The sequence below is a fragment of the Herbaspirillum sp. NPDC087042 genome (assembly GCF_044745245.1).
Taxonomy (GTDB): Bacteria; Pseudomonadota; Gammaproteobacteria; order Burkholderiales; family Burkholderiaceae_D; genus Herbaspirillum.
This window is the reverse complement of record NZ_JBIUZW010000022.1, coordinates 48,680-60,223: the sequence shown is the minus strand read 5'-3', so window position 1 is coordinate 60,223 and position 11,544 is coordinate 48,680. Positions and strand designations below refer to the sequence as shown.

Below are 11,544 nucleotides of genomic sequence, written 5' to 3'. Positions count from 1 at the left end.
GCTGTGATGAGCAGGATTGTGGTCTAAACATGGGTCAACTTTGGATGCAAATTTCCTGGGAAAGTGGGTCAGTTTTCAATGCAAATCAACACACACCACCTTCGGTGGCCCAGCAGGCACCGATTTCAATGATTTCCATCTCTTCCGGCGTGATGCTGCCGTCGTCCGAGCAGGTTGCTTCCAGGTCGACTACCAAAAATCGCTTTTTCATTTTTTGCCATATGACTTTTTCTGATTACAGAAAGCATACCCGATGTAATTTTTCAAAGCGGAATCTGCCAGGCTGGTCGCTGGCTCCACCAAAAAATATTGGGTGGCTCCAGATAGACATATTGCCCGGCACCGATTAAGTAAAGTGGCTGGCGCGCTTAACGGAAAAGCGGTGGTCCTACGAAGCAGAAAAATCGTGGCGCTAATTATGTGCTCGAACTTGGCACCTCGTACCGTGCCATGGATGGTGCTACTTAAAGAATACTAGGTGGCTCTTACGCGGAGAATATTCAGTTTATGCGCTCCTCTCGCGTAAAAGAGTTAGGATCTACTTCATAGCGTAGCAAGTTGGTCACGATAGATCGAAGCAGTCGACTCTTGCCGGTTCCGTTTCGGCCCACCATGATGGTAAACGTGTTCTGTTCCGAACGTGGACCGCCTTGCGATGACACGAAATTGAATTTTCGAACCGCATTCGAATAGCTGTACAGCATCGTAACCCCTCTCTTTATTCTTGCGGTAGCGTAACCTAGTTTTCGAGAAATCTCGAAGGCACTTTTCGTGAAATGGTAGTTTTGAGGACCGGGCATTTTAACTGTCCAGTTCAACTGAACTAGAAGCGCCCACGTCGCAGAACTACGTGCCCACATTCACTGAAATGCGCAACAATCAGTCACCTAGTCAGCGAAGCCACCACGTCGTTATCCTTGATGTCTGTTCCAGCAAATATGGTGTTTACCGCGTAGTCGGAGCGGACATGTCTTCTTAAGGAGCGTTCGTCTACATGTCTGGAGAGGCTACGAAGAATCAAGTACCGTCGCAGAAGACGGCTGGAAAGGCGTCGGCGATGAGTTAGTGGCTCTCCGTCAGTCCGGGACGACAGCAGCTCCAGACACTTCGCAATTGTCCATGCATTGACCCTGCGCTCGCTACGTTGCCGAGCAACGATTGGCACATTCGATTCGCTGGCATCGGGGTAACTGGAAAGGCCACGTGATTCTCGGTAGCGCTTGAGCATCGCCATGGCTGGTGCGGGAACCTGAATGAATTTCGCAGTTGGCAAGTTGTTTTGCCGAACCCTCAATTTCCAAACGCCGTCGATCGCTTGGAAATCCGACATTACGCCATCGGCGAGCTCCTGCGAGGTGACAGCCATGCAAAAGATGAACTCGGCCACGAAGAATTGCCGATCTAACGGGTCACGCGAACCACTTTGGGGTTGGGCACGCGTATGCCATTGCTGACGCATCGACTCCCATTCGTCGAGCTCATGCTGAGATGGTGCATCCACATGGGCCGTACGCAAACTTGTCTCGGGGAGCTTCAACTCGCCGATCTGCGCGCTCTTGCGCAGGCCTTTCCTCTCAAGCTCAGATAACATCCGAAGGACAACGTCCCTGGTAAAAGATAGAGTGCGTACGCTCTTCTTCCCCGGCCGCGTGGCCAAAGTTTCACCCTGCGCAAATGCCAATAGGTAGGATTCCAGGTGTGCTTGGCTGACCAACTCGAAAGACAGCTTTTGCGCCAGCAACCAGGCCTGAAGTCGGTCTAACTCACGCTGATAAGCGCGACACGTGTTGGGCGAAGCGGTATAGAGCTCCACCCAATTTGTCAGCGCTTCAATCGCGCTTTTATTCCTCGTTGCCAAGTTCCAGATCTCCTACTCTCAAGGCGTCGAGCTCAATCGGGCCAACTTGGATCTGATTGGACAGGAGCTCATATAGGTCTATCTCTGCGCCAGGTGCCTCCAGCGACAAGATAAGAGCGAAGCGAGCATTGGTCGCCGCCCGCCCCTGCTTCAATCGTTCACGCCACCAACCGATCACCGGGTAAACGGCCAATAGGTTGCGTGTTGCCAAATCAGCGGCAGTGCCCGTCCAGGTGTCCGAATGAACGGAGCCAAAGCTCTGTAGTTTGAACCCCAACTTCCAACCCAGATCTAGGTGAGCGCCTGGAACGTCGTCATCTGCTTCCAGTAGGGCATGGTTGATGCGGCCATTGAACTCCTCCGCGCTTTCGTTCAGTCGGCGCAGGGCGAATCGGAACCCGTGGGAGGCATAGCGATATTTATTTTCCCATCCACGTTTGCCTGGACTGGGTTCCACGAAATAGGACAGTGTCACTTTCAGGCGTACCTGTTGGGCGCCGAGAGCTAGTAACGTGTCCTTGGGCCAAGGAAGCTCAAATAGACGTAGCTTGTTCATCTTCCCGCGCGAATCTTCGACCTTGAACGGCTGGACGGTCGACTGAACCATGATCGTCACACCATCTCGCACACTGTGAAGGGCCTTTTCGGGGGACACAACACCATAACCGCATGTGCGTAACATCCGCAGTTTGGCTGTCTGCGACTGATCGTTAAGATATCGATTCTCTTGTGCCTGTGTCCAATCGGCGTGATGGACGATCAGGCCGCGCACGGTTTCTGGCCAGGCGTCCGGATAGGCTGTCATTATTTGCGCAGCCAAGCGGGAGGCCAAAGCGGTTGCCGCACTCGTCATATTGAAGGTGACCGTTGGTCGGCTTGCGCCTGCCCGGCTGGTGGTCAGCACCTGCAGTGTGTTCGGCTGCTCCGTCTCGTTGCCAGTAGGATCGACAGCAAGATTTCCGCCCTCGAAGAGTACTTCCGGCTTGATGGGCCACTCACGGCTCCAACCAACTGACGTCGAGCTGAATGGGCTCAAATCTCCTTGCGCTGCCATGGCGTGCCAGCCTGCATAGTCAGGATTGGCTGGTAGCGACACCTTATTGGTGAAGGCGCCAATCGTGAGGGCATTCCAAGCCTGTGCTGGTTGCTCGACTTTGTATTCCTGATTGGAGTACGGATAGTTGATCCAGAGCTCATCTGGCTGCACATTGCCGGCGCTAATAGTAAATAGGCGCCGGGTGCCTGGTGCCCGACCATCAACGACAGAGTGCCCGAACGACAATTGGTCAATTGCCGACGAATATGCGGAAGGTTCGCCGGATTCGTGCGAACTGGTCGTAACGGCTTTGCAAATCACTCGCCGGCGGTGTGGCGCAGCGATTTCGCAGCGGGCAACCGCCTGGGCGACTATTTTGCCCAGCACATTTTGATCCTGTTCAGGGTCTGCCGGCATCGGAGATATTATTTTGACCGACTCAAGCCTATGCTCAATCGCATCTGGAGCATCCTGGCTAGCTGCGGTGTGGAGGCAGCCGTACAGCGCAAGCCCTGCCATCTTTGTGCCATGCCCTTGATGATCGGCCGTGCCCCAGTCTTGATTCACGGCATGCATGTCTTCAGCCGCTAACGCTGGTTCTAAGAGCGGATGGAGTCGCTGGATGCCGGTATCCATCATAGATACTGCTACGTCTGCGTCACCGCGAACGCGGTCTTCCAGCGCTTCGACAATGGCGTCCTGCTCCAGAATCGTCATATGTTCCGGTACCATCAGGGGCTGATCTGCGAGCCTTATCTCCGCAATCAGATTCAAGACAAAGAATGAAGATGCCAGTTGGGCTTTCGTTGATCTCACGTTGACTACAATGCGCTCGGGGAAATCGAGCCTTTGCGTGGCAAGATGTATGCCGAAACGGCCCGCAGTATCTGCAAAGCGGCCATAGGCTGCTGCATGAGACAAGTTGTCTGAACGTAGCCAGATTTCCCACCAGAGCAAATCATCGTCCTCGGGAATCGTGACTGTATCGGTCCATAACGCGGCGAAAGTGGCGACGATGATAGATTGGATACTTTGAGCCAGCTCCTTGTTTCGAGGCTCTCGTGTTCTCGCTGTTTCGAGGTTGATATAGTCGTCTATCTTGGAGACAAGCGTGCTGACCTTTCCGTCTGGAATAAAGCAAGTCGCGTACATCTTGTTATCCGCTTCGCGGACGTTCAGCAGCTGAATATCGCCGCGTACGGAGTCGAGCCGCGGTAGTGCCAATTCGAGGCCAGGAAAACTCTCGAACTCCAAAATAATGCCGGGTGACGTCGGTATTTGCTGCGCTGCTATCTCGCGACGGCGCTCTGCCAAGATGGGAATGATGTCTTCAAGTGAGCGCTTCAGTCTTGTCCCATGCACTCGCCGATCCACCGGCTGAAGTCGCATCCCTTCTGCTGACCCGCCCCCACGACGCACATAACCTTGCTCGATGGTCGAGCGATTTCCCAGCCACAGATGTGGCAGACGTTCTACTTCCCCAGCCATATACCCCCGCTACTAATTATTAGTTGTTAGTAAAGGTCTTCTTGTCTTTGATTCGTTGTTCGATGGCTTTTGTCAGTGCGTCGATCGTGACGGCGCGGCCGCCGCTGCTAATGACTTCTTTCAGAGCGTCGTCGTACGCGCGCTTTCCATCAGCGTAGCTGAGGCCCGCCGACAGTGAGGCAATAGAGTCCCAAGCAATGGAGCGGAATTTTTGGGGAGTGCGTCGCTGCATCAGTTCGATGAACTCATCAGCTGTGGGAAGTGCGAACTGAAGAATGTCGTCGAAGCGCCGGAATAAGGCTTCGTCCAAAATCTTGGGGTGGTTTGTCGCGGCGACGATGATGCTTTGAGAGTTGTCCTGTTCGACCATTTGGAGGAAGGCATTCAGGATACGGCGCAGTTCGCCAATGTCGTTGTTCGTCGCACGCTGCTGGCCGATCGCGTCGAACTCGTCGAAGAGATAGACGCCCTTGACTTGCTGAATGCTGTCGAAGATCAGGCGTAACTTCGCCGTTGCCTCACCCATATACCGCGTGAAGAGGCTATCCAAACGAAGTGTGAAGAGTGGAAGAGACAGCGCGCAGGCCAAGGCGGCCGCCGTCATGGTTTTGCCTGTACCTGGGGGGCCGATCAGAAGTACCTTGCGACGGGGCTCTAGGCCATGCTCGGCCAAGAGTGCGGACTGTCGTTGTTCACGAAGAAGTCGATCCAAACGGCCACGGGTGTCAGGCTCCAGGATGAGGTCATCGAGCTGTGTCTCGGGATAAGTCACATGCACCAGATCTGCCAGCTCGCCCTTGGGTTGGCGAATTGGTGTCGGCTTGCGCGATGCAGCGACGATGACTTCCGGACTACGGGCTTTGACCTGATCGACTAGGTCACGAATTTCGCCTGCCAGCTTACTGTGGCCTGCTTTGGCTTCGCGAGCAGCAATCTGCAGCGCGAGGGTCATGAATTGATCCTCGTCCGCATCTTTATAGGCGCGCAACATCGCCTTGATTTGATCGCCGTTTGCCATTTTCTTCTCCTTGGACCTCGTTCCCCCGAACGAGTTTGATCCAATTTTTCCCGGAGTTTATCGCCTAAAGAGAGATGTGACTAGATAATCATTGATATTTTAAATATCAGTGTTTGAAAGTAAAGCGAAATCGCTCGGATGTCCAATTTTTAGCCAGGTATTAACGATGATGGAGTGTTGTTAAAGCAGAATTATTGCTTTCTATTATCCATTTACATCAAAGCCACAGAATGCTCTCATTGAGTGTTGATTTGCTCGCAGAATTGACCCGGAGGGGGGCAGTTTTCAATGCAAATCAACAGCGAGATTTCCAATTTCTTGGGCTTCGCTACCCTGTGGATATTGTGGAGGGCTGGCAGCAGCAGACATTTTTTCTCAATCAATGGTTATCGGTTTGTATCTGAGACATTGCCATATGAAAAGATGTCATTGAATTAAGTTGATGCGTCGTTATTGAGCTGGTTTATCCTACAAGGTATGCACTCTGCTATCTGAGTGAGTTTGTAACAGCGAATATCTCCGCGTACACATCATCCTTATGAAAAAGCCCGCGTACGCGGGCTTTTTGCTTTTTCATAGTTATCTGATTTTTAGGTGGCTCTTGTTGTTTTAGACTCTATTCCCTTGTTCTAGACTTTATTTCCGTGTTCTAGACTTTATTCACAAGCCCCATTGTAGTCAGCCAGAGCCATCCCCCTCACTCCACCGTCACAGATTTAGCAAGGTTACGCGGCTTGTCCACATCCGTCCCCCGCGCCAGCGCCGTGTGATACGACAGCAGCTGCAGCGGCACCACGTGCAGGATAGGCGAGAGCACGCCATAGTGTTCCGGCATGCGGATCACGTGCAGGCCTTCGCTGGAGACGATCTGCGAGTCGGCATCGGCAAAGACATACAACTGGCCGCCGCGCGCGCGCACTTCCTGCATGTTCGATTTCAGCTTTTCCACCAGCGCGTCATTGGGGGCGATCGTGACCACCGGCATCTGCTCGGTCACCAGCGCCAGCGGGCCGTGCTTCAGTTCGCCGGCGGCGTAGGCTTCGGCGTGGATGTAGGTGATTTCCTTGAGCTTGAGCGCTCCCTCCAGCGCGATCGGGTAGTGCAGGCCGCGCCCCAGGAACAGCGCATTCTCGCGACGGGCAAAGGATTCGGCCCAGGCGACGATGCTGGGCTCCAGCGCCAGTACGCTTTGCAGCGCGGCCGGCAGGTGGCGCATCGCCTTGAGGTGGGCTTCTTCCTGCGCTTCACTCAACAGGCCACGGGTTTGCGCCAGTGCCAGCGTCAGCAGGAACAGGGCGGCCAGCTGCGTCGTGAAGGCCTTGGTCGAGGCCACACCCACTTCCACGCCGGCGCGCGTGATGTAGGCCAGCTCGCACTCGCGCACCATGGCGCTGGTGGCGACGTTGCAGATCGTCAGGGTGTGTTGCATGCCCAGGCTGCGCGCGTGCTTCAGGGCGGCCAGGGTGTCGGCGGTCTCGCCGCTTTGCGAGATCGTCACCACCAGCGACTTGGGGTTGGGCACGCTGTCGCGATAACGGTATTCGCTGGCGATCTCGACGTTGACCGGGATCTTGGCGATCGATTCGATCCAGTACTTGGCCGTCAGGCCTGCGTAGTAACTGGTGCCGCAGGCCAGGATCAGGATCGAGTCGATGTCCTTGAAGACCTTGTAGGCCTTGTCGCCGAACAGCTCGGGCATGATCCCGACCACGCCGTCCAGCGTGTCGGCAATGGCGCGCGGCTGCTCGAAGATCTCCTTCTGCATGTAGTGCTGGTACGGGCCCAGTTCGACCGCGCTGGTGTAGGCCTGCACGGTGCGCACTTCGCGATCGGCCGGTTTGCCTTGCGCGTCCACGATCCATACCTTCTGCAATTGCAGGTCGACCACGTCGCCTTCTTCCAGGTAGATGATCTGGTCGGTGGTGCCGGCCAGTGCCATGGCGTCCGAGGCCACGAAGTTCTGGCCTTCGCCCACGCCCACGATCAGCGGCGAACCCTGGCGCGCGGCGATCACGCGGTGCGGTTCGTCGGCGCAGAAGACGGCGATGGCATAGGCGCCGGTGAGGCGACGCACGGCTTGCTGCACAGTGTTGAAGAGGTCGCCGTCATACATGTGGTCGACCAGGTGGGCGATGACTTCGGTGTCGGTCTGGCTCTCGAAGACGTAGCCGGCTGCCTGCAGCTCGGCACGCAGTTCGTCGTGGTTCTCGATGATGCCGTTGTGGACCAGGGCGATGCGATCGCGCGAGAAGTGCGGGTGGGCGTTGTGGGTCGCCGGCGCGCCGTGCGTGGCCCAGCGGGTGTGGGCGATGCCGGTGAAGCCGGACAGGCCGCTCTGTGCCACCTGCTGCTGCAGGTCGGCTACGCGCGAGGTGCTGCGCGAACGCTGCAACTTGCCATCCACGTGCAGGGCCACGCCGCAGGAGTCGTAGCCGCGATATTCAAGTCGCTTCAGGCCTTCGAGCAGGATGGGAGTGACGTTCTGTTGCGCTACCGCGCCGACGATGCCGCACATGGAATACCTCGTTTGAGTTGATGTGCGCTCATATTAGGCGAGTGCTTATGAAATATGATTTCTAAAAAATGAGTTTAATGAACTATTATTGCCTCTAAATATAGTGGTGAAATATTAATTCACTAAATTCATTGATATGAATTTATACGTCAATACAATCTCGCAAAACATCACTTAATATTGCCTGCCATCATGAAACTGGAACTGGACGACCTCGACCGCCGCATCCTCAAGACCCTGCAGGCCGATGCCAGCCAGACCAACCAGGAGCTTGCGGCGCAGGTACATGCGTCGCCGCCGACTTGCCTGCGCCGGGTCAAGCGTCTGGTGGAGGGCGGGGTGATCGCACGTCAGGTGGCCTTGCTCGATCCCGATCAGCTCGCCTCCACCCTCACGGCCATCGTCGAGATCACGCTCGATCGGCAGGGCGAGGAGGAGCAGCAGGCCTTCGAGGCCATCGTCGCCAATGAGCCGGCGGTGCAGCAGTGTTATCGCGTTTCGCCGGGGCCGGACTTCGTGCTGATGGTGCTGGTGCGCGACATGCCGGCCTATCATGCGCTGGCACACCGGCTGTTTGCTTCGCAGCGCAATGTGCGCAATGTGCGCGCCTATTTTTCCATCCATCGCAGCAAGTTCGAGACGGCGGTACCGGTCAGCTCGCTGGAGGACTGAATGCGTGATGCTTCTCCAGGGGGAGTGAGGAGAGAAGCGTCGGCTGCAAAGTAGGGAAGTCGAGCACAATTCTCGTGCTGCTCGCGTCTTTACGATGATTTACATTGGCTATGCTGTGCTCATCCATCAATGACACGCGGCGGCATCTGATTCTTCCCGGACGCAAGGTGACAGGCAACGGGCGAGGACGATCGGCCCGACCGGGAAGCGGTGCCGCGCATGGCGCGAGCCCATGAAAATACTATTGTTGAACGACGAGTTCTATACCACCGGTGCCAGCATCGCCATGCTGCGCCTGGCCGAGCGCCTGGTCCAGCGGCATGAGGTGCTGCTCATGCCGCGACGTGACGGGCAGGGCGAGATCCGGAACCGCTTCGAGGCGCTGGGCATCCCGATTGTCCAGAATGTCGCCAGCGTGGATGTGGTGGTGGCCAATACCCTGATGGCGGGCATCCATGTGGCCGAGGCCGGGGCGAAGGTGCCGGTGGTGTGGTGGATCCACGAGGCCGAGGTCGGGCGCGACCTGATCCTGCGCTTCCCCGAGCTGGCACCGGGATTCCGGCAGGCGGCGCACATCGTCTTCCAGACCGCTTACCAGCAACGGGTCTATCAGAGCTTCCTCTACGACAGTCCGGCCACGCAACACGTGCTGCCTTTCTGGAACGACGCGATCTATCGGCAGGACGACCTGCGACCCAAGCCCAAGGCGAACAAGCGCATCGTCTGCATCGGCACTATCGAACCGCGCAAGCGCATGGAGGACACCATTCTCGCCGTGGAGGCCATGGCGCCTGCACTGCGTGAGCAGGTCGAGTGCGTCTTCATCGGCAAGTATCTGCAGCTGGGTGATGAGGCGCGCAGGCTGGCCGATGCCGCGCCGGCGCGATACCAGTTCCTGGGGGAGCTGCCCAACGAGGAGGTGCTGCGTTACCTGGCCTCGGCCGATGCCTACGTGCTGGCCAGCTACAGCGAGTCGCAGCCGCTGACCATCTGGGAAGCGTTCGAGCTGGAGGTGCCGGTCTGCCTGTCGGACCTGACGACCTACGGCCATATCGGCCTGCAACACGGCAAGAACGTGATGATGCATCCGGTGGGCGAGACGGCCTTGCTCAGTGCCAACCTGCAGACCCTGCTGAGCAGCGAAGACCTGCGCCGCAGCCTCACGCGCGCAGCCAAGAGCCTGCTGCTGCGTACCCTGAGCAGGGATTGGGCCGACGAATTCGAGGGCATCATCGCCCGCGCCCATACCGGCGGAGAAATCCGCAAGCTCGGTTACTGAACCGGGCGGGCCTGCGCCCTTCACCGTGCTGTCATCACGGTGAGGGGCTGGCGGGGACAGACTTACTTCTTGATCTTGACCGGGCGCTGCCAGTCCGCCAGCGTCAGCTGCCGGGAGCGCGAGAGGGTCAACTGGCCTGCCGGGGCATCCTTGGTCAGCGTGGTGCCGGCGCCCAGCGTGGCGCCCTTGCCCACGCGTACCGGTGCGACCAGCTGGCTGTCGCTGCCGATGAAGGCCTCGTCCTCGATGACGGTGCGGAATTTGTTGGCGCCATCGTAGTTGCAGGTGATGGTGCCGGCGCCGATGTTGACCTTGCTGCCCACGTCCGCATCGCCCACATAGGCCAGGTGGTTGGCCTTGCTGCCCACGCCGATGACGCTGTTCTTGACCTCGACGAAATTACCGATATGGACTTCCTCGGCCAGCTCGGTACCCGGACGCAACCGCGCATAGGGCCCGACCTGGGCGCCCGCGCCGACCACGGCTTCCTCGATGTGGGTGTAGGCCTTGATATTGGCGCCGGCGGCGATGCTGGCATCGCGGATCACGCAGTTGGGGCCGATGCTGGCACCTTCGCCGATGGTGACGCAGCCTTCGAAGACGCAGTTGACGTCGATGCTGACGTCACGGCCGCATTCCAGCGTGCCGCGCACGTCGATGCGCGCCGGGTCGGCCAGGGTCACGCCGGCTTCGAGCAGCTTGCGGGCGATGTTGCCCTGGTGTACGCGCTCCAGTTCGGCCAACTGCACCTTGCTGTTCACGCCCAGGGTTTCGGCCACATCATCGGGCTGGGCCGAGACCACTTCCACGCCATCGGCCACGGCGGCGGCGATCACGTCGGTCAGGTAGTACTCGCCCTGGGCATTGTCGTTGGAGAGATTGGCCAGCCACTTGCGTAACAGCGCGGTGGGCGCGGCGATGATGCCGGTGTTGATTTCCTTGATGGTGCGCTGGGCTGCGCTGGCATCCTTCTGCTCGACGATGGCGACGATCTTGCCGTCTTCGCGCACGATGCGGCCATAGCCGTTCGGGTCCTCCAGGGTCACGGTCAGCACGCCCAGCTTGTCCTGGCCGGCCGCATCCAGCAGGCGTTGCAGCGAGGCAGTGGTGGTCAGGGGAACGTCACCGTAGAGCACCAGGGTGGAGGCGCCATCCTGCAGGTGCGGCAGCGCCTGCATCACGGCGTGACCGGTGCCCAGCTGCGGTTCCTGCTTGGCGAAGGCCAGGCCCTGGTCGGCAAAGGCATTGGGGACGGCATCGCCGCCATGGCCATAGATCACGCACAACTGGCTGGGCGAGAGCGAACGGGCGGTGTCGATCACATGACCCAGGAGCGATTTCCCGGCCAGCGGGTGCAAGACCTTGGGGAGGGAGGATTGCATGCGTTTGCCCATGCCGGCGGCGAGGATGACGATGTTCATGACTTGGCGTGAAAGTTGGACTGGCGGATGAACGTATGAAAATGGACTTGCTTAAAATGCAAAGTCTAGCATGCAGCTCCCACCCGGCCGGGCAGCGATTTGCCGAAAAACAAAGCTGAAGGGAATTTGCGCATGTGCTCCGCGCTTTGTGGGACGGCATGGCAATTACCATGGCACTCTGCGGCTTTTCGTCATCCGCATTGCCGCCAGGAAATCCTGGCCATGTGCAGCGGATGGCCGGCGAGCCTCCCTCATGA

8 protein-coding genes are annotated in these 11,544 nt (G+C 57.8%); 3 read left to right on the top strand and 5 right to left on the bottom strand.

What is annotated here, in order from left to right:
* Positions 1–350 (top strand): hypothetical protein (locus ACIPHN_RS23665; protein ID WP_400441016.1); only part of this gene is annotated, 350 nt, incomplete at its 5' end.
* A 533-nt stretch (positions 351–883) separates the two neighbouring features.
* Here the strand turns inward: ACIPHN_RS23665 and ACIPHN_RS23660 are convergent.
* The 4 genes from ACIPHN_RS23660 to glmS all read right to left on the bottom strand — a co-directional run bounded on the left by ACIPHN_RS23660 (position 884) and on the right by glmS (position 7,915).
* On the bottom strand, positions 884–1,858 hold the full coding sequence (locus ACIPHN_RS23660) for a site-specific integrase (RefSeq protein WP_400441013.1): 975 nt from the start codon (positions 1,856–1,858) through the stop codon (positions 884–886).
* Positions 1,842–4,283, bottom strand: a complete 2,442-nt coding sequence (locus ACIPHN_RS23655; RefSeq protein ID WP_400441010.1) for a S8 family peptidase — start codon at positions 4,281–4,283, stop codon at positions 1,842–1,844. Before ACIPHN_RS23655 ends, ACIPHN_RS23660 begins: the two co-directional genes overlap by 17 nt.
* Positions 4,284–4,401: 118 nt before the next feature.
* Positions 4,402–5,400 carry an AAA family ATPase gene (locus tag ACIPHN_RS23650; protein WP_400441008.1) on the bottom strand — a complete coding sequence of 333 codons (999 nt, stop codon included), beginning with the start codon at positions 5,398–5,400 and terminating at the stop codon, positions 4,402–4,404.
* Positions 5,401–6,097: 697 nt separating this feature from the next.
* Complete coding sequence (gene glmS / locus ACIPHN_RS23645) at positions 6,098–7,915, bottom strand: glutamine--fructose-6-phosphate transaminase (isomerizing) (protein WP_400441005.1); 1,818 nt, start codon at positions 7,913–7,915, stop codon at positions 6,098–6,100.
* A 192-nt stretch (positions 7,916–8,107) separates the two neighbouring features.
* Between glmS and ACIPHN_RS23640 the strand changes: the two genes are divergently transcribed.
* Both ACIPHN_RS23640 and ACIPHN_RS23635 read left to right on the top strand, forming a co-directional pair.
* On the top strand, positions 8,108–8,587 hold the full coding sequence (locus tag ACIPHN_RS23640) for an Lrp/AsnC family transcriptional regulator (RefSeq protein WP_400441002.1): 480 nt from the start codon (positions 8,108–8,110) through the stop codon (positions 8,585–8,587).
* Positions 8,588–8,819: 232 nt separating this feature from the next.
* The gene (locus tag ACIPHN_RS23635) at positions 8,820–9,866 is read left to right on the top strand and encodes a glycosyltransferase family 4 protein (protein WP_400441000.1); all 1,047 of its coding nucleotides are present in this window, start codon (positions 8,820–8,822) and stop codon (positions 9,864–9,866) included.
* Positions 9,867–9,928: 62 nt separating this feature from the next.
* On the opposite strand, the gene glmU is transcribed toward ACIPHN_RS23635, so the two are convergent.
* Entirely contained in the window at positions 9,929–11,287 is a 1,359-nt protein-coding gene (glmU, locus tag ACIPHN_RS23630; protein ID WP_400440998.1) for a bifunctional UDP-N-acetylglucosamine diphosphorylase/glucosamine-1-phosphate N-acetyltransferase GlmU, read from the bottom strand.
* Positions 11,288–11,544 lie beyond the last annotated feature (257 nt).